Source organism: Marinomonas flavescens (assembly GCF_004352835.1).
In the GTDB taxonomy this organism is placed as follows: domain Bacteria; phylum Pseudomonadota; class Gammaproteobacteria; order Pseudomonadales; family Marinomonadaceae; genus Marinomonas; species Marinomonas flavescens.
Genome location: NZ_SJSB01000003.1, coordinates 101,220 through 126,069, shown reverse-complemented (window position 1 = coordinate 126,069; position 24,850 = coordinate 101,220). Strand labels below are relative to the sequence as shown.

The 24,850-nt window shown below is 43.0% G+C and carries 23 protein-coding genes; 6 read left to right on the top strand and 17 right to left on the bottom strand.

Going from position 1 to position 24,850, the window contains the following annotated elements:
• Window positions 1-38: 38 nt before the first annotated feature.
• The 4 genes from E0D70_RS04350 to dld form a co-directional block, all read right to left on the bottom strand.
• Window positions 39-584: a DUF5943 domain-containing protein gene (locus E0D70_RS04350; RefSeq protein ID WP_133011057.1), complete on the bottom strand. Its 546-nt coding sequence runs from the start codon at window positions 582-584 to the stop codon at window positions 39-41.
• Between the two features lie 95 nt (window positions 585-679).
• Window positions 680-1,657 carry a dipeptidase gene (locus E0D70_RS04345; protein WP_133011056.1) on the bottom strand — a complete coding sequence of 326 codons (978 nt, stop codon included), beginning with the start codon at window positions 1,655-1,657 and terminating at the stop codon, window positions 680-682.
• A 300-nt stretch (window positions 1,658-1,957) separates the two neighbouring features.
• A complete protein-coding gene (locus E0D70_RS04340) occupies window positions 1,958-2,653 on the bottom strand; it encodes a VC0807 family protein (protein WP_133011055.1) in 696 nt (231 codons plus the stop codon).
• Between the two features lie 256 nt (window positions 2,654-2,909).
• The gene (gene dld / locus E0D70_RS04335) at window positions 2,910-4,646 is read right to left on the bottom strand and encodes a D-lactate dehydrogenase (RefSeq protein WP_133011054.1); all 1,737 of its coding nucleotides are present in this window, start codon (window positions 4,644-4,646) and stop codon (window positions 2,910-2,912) included.
• 273 nt (window positions 4,647-4,919) lie between these two features.
• Here dld and E0D70_RS04330 point away from each other — a divergent pair, with 273 nt between their 5' ends.
• A complete protein-coding gene (locus E0D70_RS04330; protein ID WP_133011053.1) occupies window positions 4,920-5,726 on the top strand; it encodes a M48 family metallopeptidase in 807 nt (268 codons plus the stop codon).
• A gap of 319 nt (window positions 5,727-6,045) precedes the next feature.
• Here the strand turns inward: E0D70_RS04330 and E0D70_RS04325 are convergent, their stop codons facing one another.
• The gene (locus tag E0D70_RS04325) at window positions 6,046-7,011 is read right to left on the bottom strand and encodes a transposase (RefSeq protein WP_133011052.1); all 966 of its coding nucleotides are present in this window, start codon (window positions 7,009-7,011) and stop codon (window positions 6,046-6,048) included.
• A gap of 233 nt (window positions 7,012-7,244) precedes the next feature.
• Here E0D70_RS04325 and E0D70_RS04320 point away from each other — a divergent pair, with 233 nt between their 5' ends.
• Window positions 7,245-8,120 (top strand): MYG1 family protein, encoded by an 876-nt coding sequence (locus E0D70_RS04320; protein WP_133011051.1) that lies wholly within the window; start codon window positions 7,245-7,247, stop codon window positions 8,118-8,120.
• Window positions 8,121-8,303: 183 nt separating this feature from the next.
• On the opposite strand, the gene E0D70_RS04315 is transcribed toward E0D70_RS04320, so the two are convergent.
• From E0D70_RS04315 to E0D70_RS04260, 12 genes are all read right to left on the bottom strand, one after another.
• Window positions 8,304-9,194, bottom strand: a complete 891-nt coding sequence (locus E0D70_RS04315) for a DMT family transporter (RefSeq protein WP_133011050.1) — start codon at window positions 9,192-9,194, stop codon at window positions 8,304-8,306.
• Window positions 9,195-9,571: 377 nt separating this feature from the next.
• A complete protein-coding gene (locus E0D70_RS04310) occupies window positions 9,572-9,919 on the bottom strand; it encodes a DUF3024 domain-containing protein (RefSeq protein WP_133011049.1) in 348 nt (115 codons plus the stop codon).
• Window positions 9,920-10,172: 253 nt separating this feature from the next.
• Window positions 10,173-10,520, bottom strand: coding sequence for a hypothetical protein (locus tag E0D70_RS04305; protein ID WP_133011048.1), 348 nt, complete (start codon window positions 10,518-10,520; stop codon window positions 10,173-10,175).
• Window positions 10,521-10,613: 93 nt separating this feature from the next.
• On the bottom strand, window positions 10,614-10,934 hold the full coding sequence (locus tag E0D70_RS17540) for a DUF4145 domain-containing protein (RefSeq protein WP_207923196.1): 321 nt from the start codon (window positions 10,932-10,934) through the stop codon (window positions 10,614-10,616).
• Window positions 10,935-11,152: 218 nt separating this feature from the next.
• Window positions 11,153-11,614 carry a hypothetical protein gene (locus E0D70_RS04295; RefSeq protein ID WP_207923195.1) on the bottom strand — a complete coding sequence of 154 codons (462 nt, stop codon included), beginning with the start codon at window positions 11,612-11,614 and terminating at the stop codon, window positions 11,153-11,155.
• Window positions 11,615-11,755: 141 nt separating this feature from the next.
• Window positions 11,756-12,823, bottom strand: a complete 1,068-nt coding sequence (locus E0D70_RS04290) for a topoisomerase (RefSeq protein ID WP_133011047.1) — start codon at window positions 12,821-12,823, stop codon at window positions 11,756-11,758.
• 1,056 nt (window positions 12,824-13,879) lie between these two features.
• Entirely contained in the window at window positions 13,880-14,014 is a 135-nt protein-coding gene (locus E0D70_RS17755; protein WP_420813325.1) for a hypothetical protein, read from the bottom strand.
• A 51-nt stretch (window positions 14,015-14,065) separates the two neighbouring features.
• On the bottom strand, window positions 14,066-14,911 hold the full coding sequence (locus E0D70_RS04280) for a hypothetical protein (protein WP_133011046.1): 846 nt from the start codon (window positions 14,909-14,911) through the stop codon (window positions 14,066-14,068).
• Window positions 14,895-15,887: a type IV toxin-antitoxin system AbiEi family antitoxin gene (locus E0D70_RS04275; RefSeq protein WP_133011045.1), complete on the bottom strand. Its 993-nt coding sequence runs from the start codon at window positions 15,885-15,887 to the stop codon at window positions 14,895-14,897. The genes E0D70_RS04280 and E0D70_RS04275 overlap by 17 nt, the downstream gene beginning before the upstream one ends.
• Before the next feature lie 108 nt (window positions 15,888-15,995).
• Window positions 15,996-17,480, bottom strand: coding sequence for a carboxypeptidase M32 (locus E0D70_RS04270; protein WP_133011044.1), 1,485 nt, complete (start codon window positions 17,478-17,480; stop codon window positions 15,996-15,998).
• Window positions 17,481-17,690: 210 nt separating this feature from the next.
• Window positions 17,691-18,881, bottom strand: coding sequence for a mannonate dehydratase (gene uxuA, locus E0D70_RS04265; RefSeq protein WP_133011043.1), 1,191 nt, complete (start codon window positions 18,879-18,881; stop codon window positions 17,691-17,693).
• 104 nt (window positions 18,882-18,985) lie between these two features.
• Window positions 18,986-20,446, bottom strand: a complete 1,461-nt coding sequence (locus tag E0D70_RS04260; RefSeq protein ID WP_338068569.1) for a mannitol dehydrogenase family protein — start codon at window positions 20,444-20,446, stop codon at window positions 18,986-18,988.
• 359 nt (window positions 20,447-20,805) lie between these two features.
• Here E0D70_RS04260 and E0D70_RS04255 point away from each other — a divergent pair, with 359 nt between their 5' ends.
• The 4 genes from E0D70_RS04255 to E0D70_RS04240 all read left to right on the top strand — a co-directional run bounded on the left by E0D70_RS04255 (window position 20,806) and on the right by E0D70_RS04240 (window position 24,756).
• Window positions 20,806-21,573, top strand: coding sequence for an FCD domain-containing protein (locus E0D70_RS04255; RefSeq protein WP_133011042.1), 768 nt, complete (start codon window positions 20,806-20,808; stop codon window positions 21,571-21,573).
• A gap of 282 nt (window positions 21,574-21,855) precedes the next feature.
• The gene (locus tag E0D70_RS04250; protein ID WP_207923194.1) at window positions 21,856-22,857 is read left to right on the top strand and encodes a TRAP transporter substrate-binding protein; all 1,002 of its coding nucleotides are present in this window, start codon (window positions 21,856-21,858) and stop codon (window positions 22,855-22,857) included.
• A 94-nt stretch (window positions 22,858-22,951) separates the two neighbouring features.
• Window positions 22,952-23,449 carry a TRAP transporter small permease gene (locus E0D70_RS04245; RefSeq protein WP_133011041.1) on the top strand — a complete coding sequence of 166 codons (498 nt, stop codon included), beginning with the start codon at window positions 22,952-22,954 and terminating at the stop codon, window positions 23,447-23,449.
• On the top strand, window positions 23,446-24,756 hold the full coding sequence (locus tag E0D70_RS04240) for a TRAP transporter large permease (protein ID WP_133011040.1): 1,311 nt from the start codon (window positions 23,446-23,448) through the stop codon (window positions 24,754-24,756). Before E0D70_RS04245 ends, E0D70_RS04240 begins: the two co-directional genes overlap by 4 nt.
• The last annotated feature ends 94 nt before the right edge of the window (window positions 24,757-24,850 follow it).

The following is a 24,850-nucleotide window of genomic DNA, read 5'->3' as shown; positions in this document are numbered from 1 at the left end:
CCCCGCCTTCTTTAAAATAACGGACAGCAAATGAAAAATTAAATCGGTGAAACAGAGAAATAACCGACATCAAAACCTTCTTGTGCAGCACTTTGCGTTTGCTCAGCTTTGGTACGAATAGACAGGCCTTGGCTTTTGGCGACCTGATCCAAGGCACCGGCAAACCAACCGGTAAACATGTAATCCACTTTACGATTAACCTTACTGCCGTGCTCTTGCAGGTAATGGTAAACAAACGCCGAGTTTTCCAGACGAACCTTAGCCGTGCCTTTTGCGACATCCAGCGCTTCGGTAATGAAAAATCCCCAGCCACGCTGAGAGAGACGTTTTAAATAATGGTGCCACACCTCATCGCCAGTAAAACCATGCAACTCAGCTTCTTTTTCACACCAAAAATACGCGGATTTATAACCTGCTTTATAAAGAATTTCGGCATATCGCTCTGCCCCAATTTCGTTTTCAATTCCCATGTGGTTATTCACGAAAAAGTGACGAGGTACATACAACATTGGCAAAGCATCGGTATTCCAAACACCGGTTTCATCGTCTACTTGGATTGGCATTTCTGGTACGTGCGTTCCCATAATTTTCCCTTAAATCGTTATTATCTATCATCTTTTGTTTTCTAGAGATTGAAGCTAAATGAGCCAGTATGTTGCGATAACACAACAAAACCGTCTTATTCGCCCCACACGTTTTCCAGTAATGAAACCCAGTTTTCACCCATGATCTTGCACACTTGGCGTTCGCTGAACCCGCCTTTCAGCAAGGCTTCCGTTAAATTAGGAAACTCACCCACGGTACGAATGCCTTTCGGATTAATGATCTCCCCAAAGCGGGTTAGTCGGCGGGCATAGCCCTTGTCATGAGTCAGATATTCGAAGAAATCTTCACCGTGACCTTGGGTAAAATCGGTACCAATGCCAATGGCGTCTTCACCCACTATGTTGTAGATGTAGCGAATGGCTTCTACGTAATCTTCGATGGTGGCATTGACGCCGGCGCGCAAGAATGGAGTGAACATGGTCACACCCACAAAACCGCCATGATCAGCGATAAACTTAAGCTCTTCGTCGCTGCGATTGCGAGGGTGCTCTTTTAGCCCTGACGGCAAGCAATGGGAATAAGCGACGGGGTGTTTGGATTCGAGAATAACTTCTTTGGCGGTATTGGGTCCCACATGAGATAAATCACACAGCATGCCAACGCGATTCATTTCGGCCACAATCTCACGACCGAAACCAGACAAACCACCATCGCGCTCGTAGCAACCAGTGCCTACTAAGTTTTGCGTGTTGTAGCACATCTGCACAATACCAACACCAAGGTCTTTAAAGATCTGTACATAACCGATTTGGTCCTCAAACGCATGGGCATTTTGAAAGCCCATCATGACGCCGGTTTTGCCCTCGGCTTTCGCTCGATGAATGTCTTTGGTGGTATAGACCTTAGTCAGCAAATCACTGTTGGTTTCAATCAGCTGATTCATTTCCACCACATTGCGTACCGTGCCTTCAAAATTTTCCCAGAAAGACACTGTGCAATTTGCGGCGGTTAATTTGCCTTTGGCCATGTCTTCAAAGAGTTCGCGATTCCACTTCGCGCAAATCAAACCGTCAATAACAATGGCTTTATCATGTAGCTCTGCTGCGTTCATTGTTTTTCCTTCCCGATCAAAATGAGGCTGTAAAAGTTGAAAATCATCAATGAACTCAGTGTAATTTTTCGATTCATTAGAGAGGTAGCTGGAAACGACTAGAGGAACACCAAAAGCGACTTAGCCAAAACAGCACGGCAAAAGAACGACTTCATTAATGCGAGAAAATGATCAGGAAAGGACGTTCTGGTCGTTAAGAATGATTTTATGGGAATGAATAAAAAAGAAATGGCCATGTTTACCTAGGATGATAAACATGACCATTAATTGTCTGGCGGGCTGTGTAACGCTAATAAAGTGCTATTTTTTTACCAACAACTCTTCGAGCTTTAACCCCGTCGCTTTATTAATGCTGCGCCATAGGTAATAGAAAATGCCCATCATCATGATCATCGACGGAATCGCAATCATCGGATAACTGTAGAGCGTCATTTGCCCTAGTTCTTCATTGAAGGCTTCGGTGCCCGATGGGCTAATAACAATCCATTTTGCCAAGATGTAATTCATCGTCGCAGAAAAAGCGAAGGACGCCACAATCAAATACGTCGCTATCATCAGCCTTTTCTCAAACTCAACCGTGCTGTGGTTTTCCTCCAGCTTTTGCTTAATGGTCTCAACGTTCATAACAGAGGCATTAAAAAACAAAGTTCGCACCAGAGGATAGCGCGTAAAAGTAGACACCCACACGCTGATACCAATTAACGCAGGGACCGCGGCTTCTTTGATCGCCAACCACTTGTTGTCTAGCTCAAACAAACCAATGCTGCCAGTGAGCAACACACTGACCAACCCTAGTAAGGCAATAAAGTTAAATTTCCTGTACTTAATCAGCTCAAACAGCCCCCAACCCAATGGAAACGCAAGCGCAGCCACCAAGCCACCACTGACGCCGAGTTTGTCTTCACCGCTCATTTTCATCAAAATAAAAGAAGGCAAGATAACACTCACCATAAGATCAACCATCGGACGTGGCTTGTGTGTTGGTGTACTGTTCATAATTTTTGGGTTCCAAGGTAAAAACAAAAACACAGGCGGACTATCATAAAGGAAAACGCACTCATAAAGAAAACGTATCATAAACGAGATAGACAATGTTTCACTGTAAAAGTGCCATACTGAGAATCAACTAACACTCCCAGTCTTAATCGCTTTCCACCCTATTGATTGTTGAAAAAAAAGAAACCGAGATGTTTCCATCTCGGCTTCTTGTCATTGTACTGCTAAATCAAGGTTCTTTTAGATCAGGCCGTGCTTATTTGCAGCCACAACCCTGATGCTTATCATCTAGTGATTGCCAGTTTTTTAGTTTACTGGTGCCACCGATGCCGGAGTTGAAGCTGTTGGTTGGATCTGTTTTTTGATAAAACTCACGCAACGCAGGCTTCGCAATGTATTCATGCCCAACATTGTGCTCCGCTGGGTACTCAGCGCCACGAGCGTCATAGCTGGATAGAATTTGCTTTTTGACCGCCTTCGCATCCACACCTTTTTTCATGATGTAGTTTTGATGCATGACATGGCAAAAGAAATGGCCGTAGTACATTTTTACCGCCACTTTTTCGTCGATCTCGGCTGGCAAGGTTTCAAACCAATCTTGTTCATTACGCGGGAACGCCACGTCAATGGTCATGATCGAGCCCAAATCTTTGCCATTCATCACATGGTAACGACCCAATGCGCCGCCGGTCACATAACGATGTAAAATCGCTTGATCCGCTTCGCGATCCGTACACTCTAGAAAATCCCCTTCATTGTCTTTGAAGAAGTTGTCCAAGTAGGCTTTAGTTTCTGCTACGCCATCATTACTAGTTTCGACAATCCAATGGTGCTCGTATTTATCGCGGTATTCTTCCATACGTTTTGGCAAATGATTCGGGAACAACTGGCTGATGTACTGCATCATACGATCTGAAAACTTGTTCGGCATAAACTTAAATTTGCCAGCCCAACGATCGACCGCACGTTTTATCGCAAACATCTTAGGAATGTATTTGGTGCCTAATTTATCAATCACCAAGAAGCTGTCTTTACCGTATTTTTTACTGATGTCATAACTACTGCGATGCATGTATTCACCAGACACGGGTAAATTGGTAAACGTCGACAACATATCCCGACGCATCTGCTCCATAACCGCAGGATCGTTAGTACCAACATAAAACACCTGATGCTTTTCAGGAATGGGAAAAGTATCAATACGCACCGCGAACACCGCCAATTTACCGGCGCAACCAGACGCTTCAAACAAGCGCCTTGCATCTGCATTAAAACGGGATGGCGTGTCGGCGTCGACATCGCGAATACGCTGCTGGTATTCGTTATCGGAACCGCGTTTGTCTGGGAAATGAATGTCTTTTTCTTGGTAACTTTGATTACCAAGGCTCGCTAGCACCTGCTCTGGCGTATCGCCTAGATCGATGCCAAGGTTATTCACCAACTCCAACTCGCCGTCGCTTGTCACTTGGGCAAACAAGGACATTTCTGTGTACGCAGGGCCACGCTGCACTAACGCACCACCTGAGTTATTACAAATACCACCGACAATCGACGCACCAATACACGATGAACCAATCACAGAATGTGGCTCACGACCGTACGGTTTTAGCCTTTCTTCTAGACCAAACAAGGTACTGCCTGCCAAGCCCACGATCTGTTTACCTTGGTCGATAAGCTGAATGTCCTCAATACGCATGGTGCTGATGATCACAATCGGGCGATCGTACTCAGCACCATTCGGCGTCGATCCGCCAGTCAAACCCGTGTTCGCGGCTTGCATGATGACAATCACATCCGCCTTCACACAGGCTTTTAATACTTTCCAAATCTCCACCAAACTGCCCGGTCGCACCACCGCATATGCCTTACCACCACCAAGGCGAAAGCCCTGACAATAAGGCTGCTTCTTGTCTTCATCCGTTAAGGTATATTGACTTCCTACAATGGCCTTTAATTCAGCGGCCAAATCTAAGCTAAAACTGGATTCTGTCATAAAAATGCTTCGTAACATGTTGATGGAGGGGGAATAAGTATACTCGACTCGCGCGACGATAAAAACGCGCTACCTTCACCAGATGGGACATAAAAATAGGTCATCTGGCGCAAATTCTTTTACTGACACTTTTAGCACGCTCTCAAAGCATGCTGCTAGACGATTCATAATGAGAGCCGCGTTAACAAATATCCCACTGCTAGCGCGAATTATTTGCTGCTAGAATGAAAAAATATTCGACCCTACACAGGTTACTTTTAAGGCAGTTCAGACATGAAATTAATAGCGCATTCACAAAAAGTGGCCTTAGCCGCCGCAATGATCCTATTGGCAGGTTGCAGCGCCTCTCCTACAGGTCGCACCCAATTTGTGGCCTTACCAGACAGCCAACTGGATCAAATGGGCACGGAATCCTTCACCGCCATGAAGAAAGAAACGCCTATCTCAAGTGATACGCAATTGCGCCAGCAAGTACAATGTGTCGCGAACGCGCTAATCGCCGTATTACCAGATGATTACCGCAACCAAAAATGGGAAGTAGTGCTGTTTGACGACAAGCAAGTCAACGCCTTTGCCCTACCGGGTTATAAAATCGGTGTCTACACTGGCCTACTGAGCGTGGCGAAAAATCAATCTCAACTCGCCGCCGTTGTCGGCCACGAAATCGCCCATGTGATCGCCCGCCACGGTAACGAAAGAGCCTCAACGCAAATGGCCACCAGCCAAGCCTTAGCATTAGGCTATCAATTGAGTGGCGAAGAGTCGGTAGAGAAAACCGCGATTTTCCAAGCGCTTGGCATAGGCGTACAAGTAGGCATCATCTTACCCTTTAGCCGAACCCATGAATCCGAAGCAGATTTACTCGGTTTAGAATACATGGCGAAAGCAGGATTTGACCCAAGAGCAAGCGTACAGCTCTGGCGCAACATGGCCGCCGCCGGCAGCAGCGCCACACCAGAACTCCTATCTACTCACCCATCCCATGACACCCGGATCAACGACTTACAGACCTACATGCCTAAAAACCTCGCCGTCTACGACACCCTAGTCGCACGTCATAAACAGGCAAAATGCTACTAAACACATTGTTCAGCGTAATGCTTTAATTGCTTTCTTTAATAAGACAGGCTTTGCTTTAATGCTTTAATGCTTTAATGCTTTAATAAGACAGGCACCTTTAAAACCCAGCAATAGCAAGGATTTGAGTATGCCTGTCTTGTTAATTCGCACCCAACCTAGTCGTTGCCAATGAATGCAGAAAACAAGATATAGTCGATAGGAGGAAGAAACTGAGCTAGAGAGCTCATTATCGTTGAATACTGTGGTTATTAGGTTATTTTTTCCGTGGGAGCGCCTCAATAACAAGCTGATAAGCCGTGATTTAATCGTTTGTTTTCATTCAGGCGAGTAGTTGAACACTCTTTCTATTGCACTTTCGCTGGTGTGATTCGCAATATTGCTCAATCGATAACTCTTGCCCGACAACACTCCCCGTTCTGGCTTCAAATTCAGTGGCAATACACAGCCAATTGTCGGATGAAATATTCAGTCTTTGTAGAATGGGAAGCAACGATGCATCAATAGAGCCTTTTTTACCTTCTTTCACTATTCGTCCTGTCATATCGATGAGTTCTAAGTAATCCACGAGTTTAAAAGGCAAACCATTTGGCATGTCTTTTTGTGGATTCCCGACAAATGGATAAAGCGCTTTAGCTTGATACTTTCCTTTCATCGCCGCTACTCGTTTCTTAATACTGGTGAAATCTGAGCCTTCTGGTGTATCACTGATGCCTGATCTTACGGGATTTAAATCAACGTAGGCCATGCAAGCCATGAGTGCCGCCTCATCAAGTAAAGCCTGAGACTTAAAGCGCCCTTCCCAGAAATGTCCTGTGCATTCATCTTCTCGATTAGCTCGCCGTGCAATCGGTTCGTTAAGCTCTTTCATAAACCAGCTTAAGTCTGTTAAGCGTTCTCGGTAAGTTTCAGCGGCGGCTTCTGCTAAAGCAATCACATAGGCTGGAAGCGAACCACCGGCCAGATATTGCTGAGTAAACGCTGTGCCTTTATGAATCCTATGCCAACGCTCTAACACTTCAAACACAGACCAATGCTTCGCTTTTTCTGAATCGATATGAAGCACCACATGAAGGTGGTTACTCATCACCGCGTAGGCACAAATATCGATTGAAAAGACACTGGCAAGAAACAGCAAGCGGCTCTCCACCCAACTGCGTCGATGCTCATAACTTGTTCCTGTGAATGGATCTTCACCACATAAAAAGGCCCGACGAACACATCGGGCAACGCAGTGGTAATAAGGGGTATCGTTCACGCATACTTGCTGACTTCTGGGCATTGGCATAATCCCGCTCCTCTTCCTTGAGAAAACATAGATTAAGTATAGAAGAAGACTGGGGAATAAGCCGAAAAGGGCTGAAAGACCTATGGTTACTGGCTTTTGTACATGCCTGTCTTGGATACTGTGAGACATATTTAAAATGAACGGTGTCACCTATCATTAAAACCCCGTAAAATCCCGATTTTTAGTACGTGTGTGCTGTTAAGTGAAATGACATCAATAAAAGAGACCATAGAATGACCAAACAAACTCAAGTAATCGCAACGCACAATGGCAACTTTCACGCAGACGACGTATTTGCGGTAGCGGCACTTAAACACATTTTTCCATCGGTAGAATTAATACGCACACGTGACTTAGACGTAATGGCCAAAGCCGACATTGTGTTAGACGTAGGCGGAATATACGACGCTGAAAAAGGCCGTTTTGATCATCACCAAAAAGGCGGCGCAGGCGCACGAGAAAACGGCATCCCGTTTTCATCATTTGGATTGATTTGGCAAAAGTACGGTCTAGAAATATGCGCTGGCAATCAAGAAGTCGCCAACTCATTGGATAAAAACCTAGTATCAACCATAGACGCGATAGATTGTGGCCACGTAGAAGGTGTAGCAACGGGCATTAGCCTGAGTCAAACCATCTCAATGTTTAACCCTACATGGCAAGAAGAAGGCGACTTTGATGCCTGCTTTGATGAAGCCGTTGCCTTTGCATCTCGCCTATTAACTCGATTCATTGCGGCGGCAAGTGGTGGCGTAAACGCAAAAACTATCGTCGCCGACGCTATAGAAAAAGCCGCTGATCCAAGAGTCATCGTATTAGAACAATACACGCCATGGAAAACGACTGTCCTGAAAACATCAGAAGACGCTTTGTTTATGGTCTACCCGTCGCAAACAGGCCAATGGCGCATACAAACCGTGCCCGTTGAACTCGGCTCGTTTGAAGATCGTAAAAAGCTCCCAGCGCCGTGGGCAGGTTTATCTGATAAAGAACTGCAAGACGTCACCGGTTTAGACGATGCCATGTTCTGCCATAACGGCTTGTTTATCGCAGGTTGTGCCTCGTTTGAAAATACAATGAAAATGGCACAAATGGCGTTAGATTACTAACCCTTACCCCCCCCCTCGTAGGACAATCCCCACGTAGGACAGGCACTGTTAATACCCAGTAATCACAAGGGTTTTGATGTGCCTGTCCTGTGTTCTACTGGACAGTTCATTGCTCAGGGCTTTCTGCTTGTAAACAGCCCTCCCTTAAGAAAACAAAGATTAAACATACCTATCTTGGGTACTTTATTCAATCAGCACCCGCTTGCGCGTTAGCGCTATCCCTAAAATTATTAATAGCATCGCCGCTAGGCTGTGCCATTCAATGACTTCGCCCAAAAGAAGCACGCCAGTAAAATACGCCACAATAGGAATTACGTAATTAATGTAAGAAAGAAACGTAGGGCCTGCGGTGGCGATAACGGCAAACAAGAGAATGGTACCAAACGCCGTTGGGCCAACACCTAACCACAACATGGATAACGCGGCTTCTAAAGAATAGCTTTGTTGCCATGGTAAATCTTGCCACAGCCACAATGGCACGATAGCGATACTGGAAATGATCATCACGCCAGCCGCTGTTACGACAGGAGTATAGGAAGGCAATCTCCTTACCAAAATGGCATTTATCGCATAACTAAACGTAGCGAGAAAAATCAATAAACCACTCAATAAGTTACTGTGAGCGCCTACTAACGACGGCCAAAGCACAATCGCCACGCCGGTAATACCTAGCACAAAACCGAGGATTTTAAAGCGATTAAGACTTTCCCCTGAGACAAAATAATGTGCCAAAATCATGGTCGCCAACGGCATAAATGCCATCAACAATCCCGTAATACCTGAGCTAATATCCTTCTGACCGGTTGAGATCAAAAAAAATGGCAACAAGTTACCCATAGTACCCAGCAGCAAAAATACCGCCCAAGCCAACGGGTCCACAGGCAAACGCCAACCCTTTGCATACATAAAAAAAGTGAGAATAATCGCTGCAATCAAGACCCTAAGAGAAACAATAGCCACAGGGCTAAAGCTTTCCAGTGACACAGCGGTAAACATGAATGACGTGCCCCACAACAGAATAAGCAACAGCAGGGAAAGCCAGTTTTTAACAGTAGGTGTGTCGTTGTGAGCCATATGATTGATCCAATTAGCATTCTTACCGCATACATAAATAGAGAGTGTAACCGACAAACTCCCTCTTATTTGATGTTTTTAAATACCAGCTTTTTTCGAGGTCATATTTGACAGCAAGCGACTCTTTAGACAGCTGAACGCTAAACCTATTTGAGAACGCAAAAATTAACCATAGGAAACATCAGGAAAACAGACTAAATCTTTGTTTTTATTAGGCTTTAAGCATGCCTGTCTTGGTTAAGAGGCGGTCTTGGTTAAGAGGCGCAGATTTGTTGTGGGCTTTAGTTATGCCTGTCTTGGTTAATATTGATTAATAAAGAAAGGCGCTCTGGAGCCATTTAAAACTCTAGAACGACCACATAGATTTGAAGAATTCCTTACCCAAAAAAGCAGCTGTTCTCATCTTCTGCCACTAAGCTAAGAAAGTCCTCAATGTGCTTCACCTCTGGTGCCACCGAATAACTGTGCCATTTTAAGTCTTGGCGCATCCAGTACACTTTCCAGATTTTTTTAGACTTCACATACGTTGCTTTAGCCACTGACGACTCTATTTTCTTGTTAGGGTCACGGTAGTGAGGCCGAACCTCAAATATTTCGACACTTTGATTATCAATACGGTAACCCAAATCAATTTCTGCCCGCACATACGCCGGTGGTCGCTTTTCCTTCAAAAACTTCTCAAGCTCATTCTCGCAGCGCTTTATTTCAAACTCACTTATTGCCATTCTTCAGTCTCTATTTTTGGTTTCACAGATAACGCCCACAATAATGGGAGAACTTCAAACAGTCTACAATCAACAAGAAAAAAACTTAGGTTGGTGGGCTCTGTGGTACTAAAGGCTTATGTATGCCTGTCTTGGGTGCCGCTCCTATGAAAGGGCTAACGCCCGCATAAGGGGCAGCAAAACGTAGCGGCGGTGTCCCGTGAGCAAAGCGAATATGCTTGATACGCTTGTTATATTTGCGCTTCTATTGCAGCTAATTTAACATTCCTTGTCTCTCTGCTCGTTTAATATTGTCAAGAGGTTTGAGGCATGCATGCTGATACATTTCCTCTCGTTGCCTTTTGTTTAGCTTGAGCACTTCCTGAGCAGCATACCCCATATATTCATAGTGCTGCTCAGCTTTGAAGCCACTAGAACGCCTTAAGACAGAGATCATTTTTGCGAACAAGTTAGAGTCTTCCTCTTTCTCGGATCCGTTAGCAAGATGCCAGCATACGTAAGCCATAGCAACATGGCTTTTTCCAAGGTTTTGCTGGGCTTTCGCTGGGTCAAACCCAATGAAAAACAAACAAAGCAGCAATAACTTAAAGCTGAATTTCATGTAACTCTCCTTGTCCACCAAAGTACATAACGCCCGCATAAAAGGCGGAGCGTCAGCGACGTCCAGCCCGTGGGGCGATTTTTGATGCGTTTGTTATGTTCGTTGCATCGACTGCATATACTCTTGAGTCATTAGGTTGCTAACAACCCAATGAATTACTAAGTTGATCAATAATTTAAGGTCACCAATATCCTTGTCTTTCCACTTGCGTTGGTAGTGTGTTTCATCGTTGCCCAACCAAACGGCACGAGTGGCACATTCTTTAATGTTGGTGTCGGTGATATATTGATTAATGCATTGCATCAACATCATTTTCCTGATCTTTTCAGCATCATCAGTTTGTGATGATACACAATAATCTTTTATCAGGAACTCAAGTGCTTTTCGGTAGCCCATACCACAAACTTCACTCAACCCAGCTTGCTCTGCATTTGTTGATTGGTTGAATATTTCAACAAAACTTGGAGATATAGTGGCTATTCTTTCATCAAACTCAACTGGTTTAAAGTGATTAGGTGTCGAATGCGTATAACTAAAATAGCCATCTGTTATGCCTTTACTTTTAGACTTTCTCTCAAAGTGAGCAAGAAACAGATGCCCACACTTGAGTGATGGACATTCGTATAGCCCCTCTAAATATCGACTCCAATTCGAATCCCCTGTATTAATTTCTTTAAATATCTCAGTTCTGTTTGTTCATAAGTAGTATCTTCACTGCTTGATATACCTTTAAATCGATAGACTCGCTTTGAAACTTTCCTACTTTCTCCAGACAGACCAAAGCTCCCAGTCTGGCTTTCAGCGTTTACACTTAAGCCAGCACTACCTTTACCGCTATTGTCGTAATATTCTTCTATTTCTACTTCTACAGCATTTTCAATTCTTTTTGCTATAGCAAGCTCCTGAGCTACTCTAGCTTGGTGCTGCGAAAATTCCATTTTTATTTCTTGTTTTGCTGCCTCTTCCCTCAAAGCCTCAAGGCTTCGGGCAGATGCTTCATTCATTGAATTTGAAGAAGCTTCTACTCCATCAATAACTAAACCAACAAGCGGACCACCAACAAGTCGAGCAGCGGTTTTCCATGCACTAGACATAACTTATATTTCCATAATTTAAGAGAAGGCTAACGCCAAGCTCAGGCGTTTTGTGAGCTTGACCGATTTTTTGCGCTTTTGCTCTTACAGCAAAAAACGGGCGAGTTTGCAAAATCGCTTGCAGCGCCTTGTTATGTGATTTTAGAAATACTCTTCCATTATCATAAATGAAAGCTGCGTTCCTTCCCTTTCTGGAGAAAGCAACGGAACGATGTCATTTTGGAAAATTTGATTACAGTCTGCAAGCGCTTCATCAGCATAAATTAATGTATATACATTATGCTTATTGAAATAGGCTCGATGCTTTTTCATTTCTTTAGAAAAATTATCTGCGGCTATTTCATTTACTTTCTTCTGTGTCATACCTTTAATTTTACGAAGATAACCATGGGTAGACCAAGGGGATATTTCGAAACCTACCTTGTTAAGTGTAAAAGGGTTAGTAATCATGAAATCTAATCTGTACCTATGCTTAGGTTCCAAGCCTAAATATCTGTATTCAGGAATCATAAGAGGTATGGATAAAGGATTGGCTGATTGTCGGACGAAGTCGCAATATAATCCCGCTATCTCGTACTCGTAAGGTGAACCTGAATTTCGGACCAATACATTTTTATAAAAGACCAAGTATTGCTCTATGTCTTTAAATTCAACTATTTCATCTTGACCCGGAATCACTAGTCCAGTTTCTAGAACGTGACCTATTGTCCAATAACCATGCTTAAATGCTCTAATTTCACTATTATCATTTTCCCACTGGTCCCCATTAAACCGAGGCGTAACGAGTAATCCGTAATTTGCATTTTGCTGACCAATCCATATTTCAGACTCTTCTACTTTAGGACGGTTTTTGGATAATTCGTCAAAACGTTTTAAGTAGCTTCTCTTTAAAAATAGTATTAAATATTTTTTGAAAGGTGCACTATCCTTGGCTGAACTTTGTATCCATTCGTATGATTCTCCTGCACCAGCTTCAATTGCTTGTTTTAGCCCGCTAAGCCATTTGATAGTAAATTCATCATGGGAATGTATTACTTCATGTTTCAAGTCAAAAAAATCATCTGTTTTACTGCCTATCTTGGCATTCAATGATGCTTCATCTCTTACATCTGTATCTGCCAAGACTAATGGAAGTAGCTCCCTTAGTTCCTTCTTTATGGATTCTACAATACGATTTCTTGCAGTTTTATTGGGATCTCTTTTAGCCATAATTTAACACCATACTTCCCTGATCACATAACAGCTTATTAGTACGCGTGCGCGTTTACACATTTTCAAACTTTCCAAAATTATCTATAACCAACTGATTTTTAATAATTTTATAAAGCTATTCACAATATTAAAAACGGGCTAAACGAGCGTGCGCGTTATCACTTTTATCCCCAGCCTCTTATCTCAGTACTGTGAATCATTAGTCATTGATCTTAAGGCGGTTTTCCATTTTATGCCAGTGTATACGCGCAAAATATGGTTATTCAAATTTGCTAAATGAGCAAACAATAGACTCGTTTAAAAATAACCTTTCTACTTATTGTTTTTTTCTATCAGGAATTGACTACCTACCTGCCTTAATGCTGGCCATTAGAGTTCGATTTTTGTGTTGAGATAGCGATCAGAGAAGCAAGGTGAGTGTCTAGGACAAGGTCAAACGGATATCTAAAAAAGTAACGTCGATCGGTGATATTTACACTGTTCCAAGTGGTGAGGTAAAAGTCAGGTCAAAGCCCTTTTTGAAGCAGTGTTTCTGGTTGCGAGAGGCTTGTTGGGCAAAAAGGGGTTCGACCCTTTAGTCAGCAAAACGATAGAAGTAAAGCCCATAAAAACCAAAGAAATAACCCCATCTTCCGTCTTCCCCTTGAAGAAAAAAGGGGAAGAAACTCGTGCTCGTATTCATAGAGTATTTGCGGTAACAAATCCTTGTGAAAGCGTTGCTTTCATTGCCAGATTCCCGTCGTTCCTCCGTTCATACTGACCTACGTTTAGGTAAGCTCAATCGGTGTTTTCGATGAGGTAGGCGGCAGTTTCGAAGAGAAACGCCGGTTGAGCTGGATGACATGCCATTTATCGGCAAAGTAGCCACCAGCCGGGGTCAAGTCCCTTTAAGCGCAGTGGGTTTAGGTGTTGCCAATTCAGTGGGATTTTTAAGGGGCATATCCCTTAAAAAATCCTATCGAAAGTGATTGTTCACGATTGCATAATGTTCATGATTCATGAACAAGGCTAGATCGTGAACAATCATAGATATAAAAGCCTTCTCTCAGCTTATTACAAGTAGCGTCCTTCTAGGTGTTTTCTGAAATGTGCGGCGTTTAGGGTTTCGCCTGTGGCGCGTTTAACCAGTTCATCTGTGGTGTACAACGAGGCTTGTGTCCAGATGTTGTCGCTGAGCCATTGGAAAATTGCGTTTGAGTTCAGGTAAGTATCTAATTTTTTTTAGATTCCAGATTTCAGTCACAACGACTCCAAGCTCACTCCATCCCAAAAATCGGCAAGCCACAGCTCTATGTCATCGGAATTATGCGGGCTTTGGATTTTTAGTAAACTGGTTATCAACCATTCCATTTGAGACGTCTTGAGTTCTCTCAAATAGCCTAATGTTTTAGCGCTGGTGTTGTGATGAGACAAGAGCATATTGAGATCGTGTCCTAATAAAAACGCACCTTGTCGCTCAATATTATAATTGAGCTTTTCCGCTGGAATAAAATCTTCATATAAACGGTCCCACTCGACGTTGGAATATTCAGTGAGAATCGTTAAAAAGTCCGCTATATCTTTGTTTGTTTCTAAATGTCGCTCTTGCCATGCAATTAATTTTAGCAGTACAAAACCAGCCAACGAAGACACTTTCAGATTTAAGTCTTTACCTATGTCGATTAACACCGAATTATCAAAAGCTTCTTGAAAACCTGCAACCGACATAGTGATGGCATGCTCTGGTGGCCATTGTATCTCACTCTCATCATCAGCAATGGAACCAAACGGGATAATATCTACAGGCAGCCCACTTACGTCGTGCATTAGACGATGAGGTAATTTTGTATCGCTTAGCCCAGATTCCAACAATGCAATTTTAACTGAAGTAAAGCTTTCCCAATCAGAGACCAAGATTGCTGTATCTATATCATGGGTTTTTCTACCTGGTTTTCTATCAAAGACATGATAAAGCAATAAATCCCGCGCTGTAGCTCCGGCAATAAAATAAGGTATGTTAAGCAGCGATGTCACATTCATAATGATATCAAGCACTGGTTTGAATGCAGGATTGATTGGGTGTTTGAGTCTATAGATATTTTTCATAAATCATCCTTGAGGTTTCTATATTGCGGCTATCCTTGCTCGCTTCTAGTTCGGCCACAGCCAATAAGGCTTGGCTTTTAATAGTCCATTCTAGCTTCGGTCCCCAGAACGCAGGAACCAACCATAAAGCACCTTCTGGATTTGCTCGATAATTCAGTTGAGCCAGTTTTTTTTGTAACGGTAAACGGGTAAATAGCTGTAAGTCGTGAGGATGAAGGTAGTGGGTAAGAACATCTGCTGCGGCTTCTCCCCCCCAGTAATCGTCATCTTCTATTGGTAGGTCTTGCCAATTGCCTTTATATTCAAGGCGAACACCACCTAACTTAGGCCGAATAGACAATCGATAAGTGTCTATCCAAATAGCTAACATGCGTTTCGCATCAAGTATTCGTCTGTTTTTTCCAAGACTAATTAAAGATTCCTCTTCAAAAAAGCCCAACCCCTTACTTACCATTCCCAATGAGATGTTCGCGTATTCCGCGATTTCTCTATAAGAGCTATTAAGAATGTCAGGCTTAGACAGCAAAGCAAACAAAAGTTTCGCTGAACCTTCACCTAATTTACTGGGTTTGGCTTCATTGCTGAATGTCTTTTGAGTTCTGTCTTTTTGTGACTCAATCCAAAGATGTAAACCATTATTATCTACTTTCGTATTGCCAGCAGTATCAATGAAGTTAAGCCCTTTTTGCGTGCATATCTCAGCTAAATAAGGCGTAAGACGATTACAGATTAATAAAGCATTAGAAGCGACTTCGCTCAATAAAGGCTCTAGGCTTTCCTTTCGATGTATATTTTTTACCGCAACATAAAAGTGATAACTATCACCACTGACAGTCAAACATAATTCACCATCACTGAAGCTACCATCATTGAGCTTGTCATTCTGTATGAATTTATCATTTTCTATGAACTGAGCTTTAATGTGCGCAGGAAGTAATGCCAGCGCGTTGACCGCTAATGATGATTGCTTAGTCATAGTTAATATCGCTCTATCTCAAGTTATTGTTCACGATAATATATCGTTCATGATTCATGAACAAGACTATATCGTGAACAATCATAGATATAAAAGCCTTCTCTCAGCTTATTTTAAGTAGCGTCCTTCTAGGTGTTTTCTGAAATGCGCGGCGTTTAGGGTTTCGCCTGTGGCGCGTTTGACGAGTTCATCTGTGGTGTGCAGCGAGGCTTGTGTCCAGATGTTGTCGCTGAGCCATTGGAAGATGGGGCTTAGATCGCCGCTTTGGATGGCGGCGTCGAAGTCGACGGTTTTTGTCATGGTGGCTTTGTATTGGGCGGCGTACATGGCGCCAAGTGTGTAGCTTGGGAAGTAGCCGAAGGCGCCGTCTGTCCAGTGGATGTCTTGCATGCAGCCGTTTTTGTAGTTGTCTTTGGTGGAGAGACCAAGAGACGCTTTCATTTTTTCGTCCCACAGTGCAGGCACGTCTTTGTGCTCGATGACGCCGTTGATCAAGTCGCGTTCTATCTCATACCGTAAGATCACGTGCGCTGGGTAAGTGAGTTCGTCTGCGTCGACACGGATGAAGCCTTTGTCCACACGAGTGTAGATTTTCTGTAGATTTTGTTCGGCAAATACGGGGTCTTGCTGCGCATTAAAGGCGTCTTTTGAAAGTCGTGACAAGTGTGAAACGAAGGCGTTGCTACGCCCTATTTGCATTTCAAAGAACAAGGATTGGGATTCATGAATGCCCATGGAGCGCGCTTCGCCAACGGGTAATCCTGCTAGGGCTTTTGGTAAACCTTGTTCGTATCGTGCGTGGCCTGTTTCGTGAACAATGCCCATTAAAGCTTGCACGAAATCTTCTTCATCATAGCGGGTGGTGATGCGTACGTCCGATGGTACGCCGCCACAAAATGGGTGTACGCTTTCGTCTAAGCGACCGCGCGCAAAGTCAAATTTCAGCAATTTCATGACTTCTAGGCCGAGGGCTTTTTGCGTGGCACTTGAATAGCGACCCGTTGGCATGATGATGGATTCAGAACGCTGTTTGTCTAGGGCCTTTTCAATGAGTTCTGGTAGCCAGAGTTTCACATCAGAGAATAAAACATCTAGGGAGGCGCTGCTGGTGCCCGGTTCGAATTTATCGAGCATGGCGTCGTATGGTGTCAGTCCTAATGCATCGCCACGGATCTGTGCTTCTTCTCTCGATAGCGCGACCACTTCTTGCCAGTTTTTCTCAAACCCTGTCCAGTCGTTTTCTTGGCGTTGTGAGCGCCATGCGTGTTCACATTTAGAACCTGCCATGGATTGCGCTTGCACTAAGGCTTCTGGCAGTAAGGCAGCTTGCTGCCATTGGCGTTTCATTTCACGTAGGCTGGCGTCTTGCTCAAAAGTTAGCGACTCTTGTGCCGCCTTGGCAAACCATTCTTCTAGCTGTGGCTGGGTGGATAATCTGTGCACGTGGACAGAAAGTTCTGCCATGGCGCTGGAGCGCGCCTCATTGCCACCAGCCGGCATATTGGCCGCGGCGTCCCAGCCAAGCATCGCCTGTGCATGGTTAAAGTGATGGATCGTTTGGTAATGCGAGGTTAGCTGATTGTATGCTGACATGATTCGATTTTATTCCTATTTACGTTATGCACTTACTCTCTGACGCCAAGTAATGAAATTTTATGGCTGATATCTTATTACATTGCCCTTCATGGGAATAGGCTAATAAGATGCAGTAACTTGCATAGAGGCGACCAAAAATACCAAGGAGGCGCCTAAAAAAAAGCCCGAGTTAACGGGCAATGGAAAAGTGGGTATCACGAGAGACTATCAAGAAGCGTCTAACATCGCTTTCAAACCCATTTCTAGGCCTCGGACTTCGGCAAGCCCTTTCATTCGGCCAAGTGTGGAATACCCTGGCTTAGCATTTTTATCTAGGTCGTTGAGTATTTGATGGCCGTGGTCTGGCCTCATAGGAATCAATCGATGGGCATTATTTGTGTCGCCCTTGCGTTTCTTTTCTTCCATTATCAATGCTCGTACAACTCCCACCATGTCGACATCGCCGGTTAGGTGAGAGGCTTCATGAAAGCTGCCATCTACGTCTTCTCGTTTAGTCGATCTTAAGTGCGTGAAGTAGATGCTAGAACCAAAGCGTTCAATCATATCAACAAGATCATTGTCTGCTCGCACCCCATATGAACCCGTGCATAAGGTGATGCCATTCGCCGAACTGGGTACCGCATTAAGAATCCATTCTATGTCGTCTTTTACGGAAACGACGCGAGGTAGACCAAGAATAGGTCGTGGTGGATCATCTGGGTGAATGGCAAGCTTTAAACCGCCCTGCTCTGCGGCTGGAACAATAGCCTCTAAAAAGAGCTTGAGATTATGACGCAATACGTCTTTGTCTATATGGTCGTATTCTGCCAATTTAGAGCGAAACTGCTCTAATGTGTAGCTTTCTTCTGCGCCCGGTAAGCCAGCAATAATGTTGGCAACTAGACGATTTTTATCTTCTTCTTTTATATTTTCAAGAAACGTTTTTGCGGCTTCTTTTTCTGCCTCACTGTACTCAGCAGCAGCACCTTTGCGCTCTAAAATATACAATTCAAAGGCCGCAAACGCAGTTTGGTCAAAGCGTAGAGCTCTTGAGCCATCTGCCAGTTCGTAGGAAAGATCGGTACGTGTCCAATCCAACACAGGCATAAAGTTGTAGCAAACAGTATCAATGCCACATTGCGATACATTCAAAAGCGTTTGCTTATAATTTTGAATGTATTCAAGGTAGTTACCTGTGCGCTTTTTTATGTCTTCATGCACAGGCACACTTTCTACCACGGACCAACGCAAACCACTGGCTTCTATCATGGCTTTGCGAGCCTGAATAGCGGCTACCGGCCATACTTCGCCATTGGCAATATCATGCAATGCGGTAACAACGCCTGTTGCGCCTGTCTGACGAATATCTGTTAATGTGGTGTCGTCATTTGGTCCAAACCAACGCCAAGTATGTTCCATTTTTTTCTCCGCTAAATACTTTATTACTTCTGTGTTTACTTCGTTATAAAACGTTGCGTTTCATATTAAGGATACAAGGCTAATCCACGCTAGATTACCTATCACTACTCGTCACTTTCGAACACTGTCAAACACGCCATCACACCCTGTGTGATTAGCATTCGGTACGCACTTAACACAGCCTGATAAAAGCCATCGTGCTCACGTAATATGCTAGGAAAAATGTCGCTCATATCGAGAATATTTCGAACAATTTCTTGAGGTTTATCTGTATTCGCATGACACTCACTCAACCGTTCAGCCAGAGGATCGTCAACTAAATGTTGTTGACCCTTTAAATTTCGACCACTCACATAAAGAATCCAAGCGGCAATCCCCAATGCGACGGCAAAGATATCTTTATTCGCGTTAAGTCTTTCTTCTGTACAAGCGAACCAACGCTGAGGGATTTTCTGGGAGCCATCTATCGCTACCTGTGACAGCCGATGATGCAGGCTGTCATTAGAAAAACGTAACATTAGGCTTTCTATATAAACCGGTACATCCACTTCTTCCGGCATTTCTAATGTGGGTGCGGCTTCCACATGCATGTAATGTCGAACCAATGCAGCAAACTCGGGAACCGCTCTGGTTTTTGCAATGGTTTCAAAATTCGCCGCTGACCCGATATAAGCCAACAAAGAGTGACTTCCATTAAGTAAACGCAATTTCATGGTTTCAAATGGGTGCACGTCTTTGACCATTTGCACGCCATCATTTTCCCAATCAGGCCGCCCTAACGGGAAGTTATCTTCTATTACCCATTGACTAAATGCTTCACTGAGCACCGCATTAGGATCTTCTATCTTAAAATCGCGCTGTAGTCGTTTTTTTGATTCATCTGTCATGGCCGGAACTATCCTATCGACCATAGAACTCGGAAACGCCACTTCATCTTTAATCCATTGAGCAAACTCATCACTACGCTGGGCGGCCAATTCGCAGACGGCCTGACGAGTCAAGGAACCATTATTAGGAATATTATCGCAAGACAATATGGTAAATGGCGCAAGCCCTATTTCTCTTCTTCGATACAAGGCTTCAACAAGAATACCGGGGGCCGTTTTAGGCTGTGCTGGGTGCTTCAGGTCATACTGAATACTCGGATCATCAAGACGCAACTTTTTATCCGTCAAAGCGATGTAGTAGCCCTTTTCAGTGACGGTTAACGTAACTATTTTGGTATGCTCTGACAGCAACCTTTCAAACAAAACCTCTTTGTCATCACCTGCATACAACGCTTCTCTGATAGCGTTAATTTCTCTTAAATGCCCATTCTGGCTATTTCTATATTCAACAACGTGGTAACGACAACCGTAGCGTTCTAATTGGTCGACCAATTGATAATTAGAACGAATATTGACCGCACAAATCCCCCAAGACCCTCCCATATTTCGGTTTAAGTTTTTTTCTATATAAACCGCTTGATGTGCTCGGTGAAATGCACCTAACCCAATATGTACGATTCCAACTTCTATGTTTTCTGGGGAATATAGGGTTTTTGTTGTATTTATCGTCACCATCATAATTCCTTTCTTTTATTAGACGTTATGCTCTATATATATGAATTTATAGTGATTTTTTAGTGAGTTATTTATATTTCATTAACATAAAAACAGACATTTATCAGTTAAATAGCATCATCCTAAAGAGCGCTAAAAAGCATGACCTCAGAGGTATATATTGGATGAAAGTATTTTTTAGGTCAACCAATTGATAAATTGGTTGACCTATCTATCATATATTTATAATCTTGAATGATAATACATTGTGAGATCATACAAAGAGACCTCATCCAAACACGCTGCCTAAATAACTATCAGACAATTCATGACAGCTCTTATTAAAGGGTGTTTTTACTCATTGGCTTAAGCGAATTATAAATATGATCAATAAACTAACTAAACCCAAACGCCTATATCAAGAAATTGGATTAGCACTTTATGAAGAGTTCAGACAAAGTAACTTTCATATTGGCGATCGGCTTCCAACAGAGCGTGATATTGCTGAACGCTTAAAAGTCAGCCGTACCGTCGTTCGTGAAGCGTTGATTATGCTAGAGCTTATGGAGCTTGTTGAAATACGCAAAGGCAGCGGTATTTATTTAATCAAACAGCCAACAAATGACACATCGAACCACGAGCTGGAGTCATCATTAGATAAAGACGATGCAGGGCCATTTGAGATGATGCAAGCCAGACAACTGCTTGAAAGTCATGTGGCCGAGTTCGCAGCTACACAAGCCACTAAAAAAGACATCATAAAAATGCGTAATGCCTTAGAACTTGAGAAACAAAATATTGATGTGCTTGATCATAAACATGATGGAGATAAGCTTTTCCATTTTGCCATCGCTGAAGCAACTCAAAATAGTGTGCTAGTAGATCTAGTCGAGAATCTATGGGAACGACGAGAAAACAGTTTGATGTGGAAGCAGCTTCATTCTCATATTACCGATCAAACTTATCGTAAAAAGTGGCTAATTGATCATCAAAATATTCTATCTGCCATTCAGCAAAGGAATCCAGATGCAGCACGTATGGCAATGTGGCGACATTTGGAAAATGTAAAAGACACATTACTCATGCTATCTGAACACCAAGACCCCAACTTTGATGGTTATCTTTTTAGCTCAAACCCTGTGCAAGTCTAAAACAATTTGTACGACTTTATATAAATAAAATCACAGAATACGACTAAAACACTACCAATACTCAGATGTCTGAAAACTAGAATAGTCACTTCAAAACACCATGTTTTGGCCTGAAGCGACTATTCTAGATGATTTTACTACCAAAAAACCTAAGATAAAGAATAAGGAAAAATAACGCATAGACAAGGTACAAAATTTTAAATATAGTGGAATCGCCTGTTTAAGTACTATTGCATTACAAATAGATACTTTTAACTTGATCATATAATAAGGATAAAAATAATGATGACTTTCGATAAACACCTAAAGAAAATGCTAAAAGCAACATTGATTGGTGCTGCAATCGCAGCGTTAGCAGTACCTGCAAGCGCTGAGACAACTTTGCGTGGCGCTAGTATGTTTGATGGTCAGCACGCATTCACCAAGACATTGGTAAAATTCGGCGACCTAGTGACTAAGTATTATCATGGCGATGTAAAGTTTGATTTACGCCTCAACAGTGAACTTGGTGTTGAAAAAGATTATGTAACTTACCTAAACCAAGGTATCGCAATCGACTACACTATATTAGCCCCTTCAAACATGGCACGTTTTGCACCTTCTATCCCATTAATGGATATGCCGTTCTTGTTCCGAGATCAAGCACAGTGGAACAGAGTACTTTCTAGTAATGTGTTTGCACCTCTTGAAAAGGAGCTTTATAAAAAGGCTGACATCCTTATTGTTGGCTACGCAGGCGGCGGAACACGCAACATCATTTCCAATAGAAAAGTCAGCAACCTAAAAGAATTGGCTGGTCTCAAAATGCGAGTAATGGGCGCCCCTATTCAGGCCCAAGTCTTTAGCGCAATCGGCGCCATACCTTCCGCAATTGCTTATAACGAAGTATATAACGCAATCCAAACAGGTGTGGTAAGTGGCCTAGAAAATGAAGCGTCTAGCATCCAAGATTTAAAGTTTTATGAAGTCGCTCCCTATCTTGCAAAAACGGAACATACCATCACCGTACGCCCTATTGTGTTTAGCGGAAAAACCTTCCGAAAATTACCACCTAAACTTCAAGCTGCCATTATGAAAGCGGGTAAAGAAGCAGGCGAATATGGCCGCAAACTTGAGACTCATGAGGACGCAGTTAAGCTGAAACAAATGGCTGACGCTGGTGAACTCAAAGTATCTGAGTTTACTGATCGCGATAAACTTCTAGAAATGGTTAAACCTGTCCAAGATAAGTATGCAGCAAGTATCGGCGCAACTGCGTTACTAGAAGCTATTCGTAGCAAGTAATCATTTCGTCATTCTCGTTTAATATCTCCCGTGATCTGTATAGATCACGGGGATGTTTTTTCATTAAACGCATCTTATGTTTGAAGGTTTTTTTATGATTAAACACATTTTAGAATCGCTCTGTAACGTACTACGAGTAATTTTGGCGATATTAGTAGGTGCCTTAATTATCCCTGTTGCGATGCAAGTTATTGCACGCTACACCGGTATAATTCCTGTTTATCTATGGACTGAAGAGCTAGCGACATTCATTTTTGTTTGGGTCGTTATGATTGGTTCTGTCGTGGCAGTTTGGGATGGCATCCATTTTGATGTACAAGTGATTCCAGATAGCTCTAACCCTCTTATTCTGTTTTTTCAAAAAGCCATTGTGCAAATCCTTGTCGGTGTTTTCGGAATGCTATTCGCTTGGTATGGAATCGGCTACGCGGAGTTTGGCTTTATTCAACATTCGGTAATGATGAACGCCAATCTAATTGTCACTTTCATTTCAGTTCCTCTAGCTGGATTACTATGGGCTATTTTCTCACTTTACCGCCTGTATGAAGCTTTTGAGACCTATCGCTCTTACTCTATAAGGATTGCCTCATGATTCTTACTACTGGACTCGCTTGCTCTTTATTAATTGGCGTATTTGTTCTCTTAGTTATTCTGCGCGTACCTGTTGCGTTTGCATTAGGTCTTGCCACTATTCCTGTCGTAGCACTTGAAGTGCGATTAAATCCATTTATCATTATCGATCGCATGTTTCAGTCGTATAATTCGTTTATTTTATTGGCGGTTCCCTTCTTCTTGTTAGCCGCCAATTTAATGAATTCAGGAAAGATCACAGACAAGCTCATTGATTTAGCCAAGGTGCTTACCGGTTGGATGCCTGGTGGTTTGGGTCATGTTAACGTTGCCGTGTCTATGTTGTTTGCTGGAATTTCAGGCTCCTCCACGGCAGATGCCGCAGGTTGTGGAAAAATATTGATACCCGCCATGATCAACGAAGGTTATGATCGTCGCTTTGCTATTGCTATCACTGCATGCTCATCTGTCATGGGGGTTATTATTCCCCCCAGTATTTTGATGATTGTTTGGGGTGGAGTTATGCAGGTTTCTGTTGGTGCACTCTTCTTGGCTGGTGCCATACCAGGCATCATGATCGGCGGCGCACTTATGGCAACGGTTTACGGTTTTGCCAAAGTGTACAACTACCCAATCGAAGCAAAACCAACCCTTGCTTCCACCTTTAAAGCCTTTAAAGGTGCTGCGCTTGCCATGCTAACACCAGTGTTCGTCATTTATGGCATTGTTGCAGGAATTGTTACACCAACTGAAAGTGCCATCGTCGCTGCTATTTATTCATTATTCCTTGGTATGGTAGTTTATCGAACTGTCACTCCTAGAGATGTTGGAATTATTCTTTATGACACAGGGCGATTTGCTTCAATTTCTCTATTTGCCATTGGTACCGCGTCTGTATTTGGCTGGTTACTTGCTTATTACAATGTTCCGCGCTTGATCATTGGAGGGATGACAGAAATGCATTTAGGCAGTTTAGGAACGGCCCTTGTTATTGCTTTCTTATTCTTATTCTTTGGCCTCTTTATTGATGCAATACCCACCATTATAATCTTAGGCACGGTATTACTACCCGTCGCAACACAGGCAGATATTTCGCCTATTGTGTTTGCCATGATAGGGATTATTTCTTTAGCATTTGGACTGGTGACTCCCCCGTATGGCCTCTGTCTTCTGATTTCGGCCTCAATAGGCGAAATGAACGTAACTAGCGTATTGAAGCAAGTTGCCATTATTCTTCTACCTATGCTGTTAATATTATTACTGGTTATTATCTTTCCAGAAATTTCTTTATGGCTCCCTAAAACACTCATGCCAAATTCTTTTAAGTAATTAAATATCTTACCTCCACACCTTCACTAATAGGGTGTGGAGTTTTTAAGCAATGAATATTTCATATCATCACAATTCAATCTAAGCCGCATAT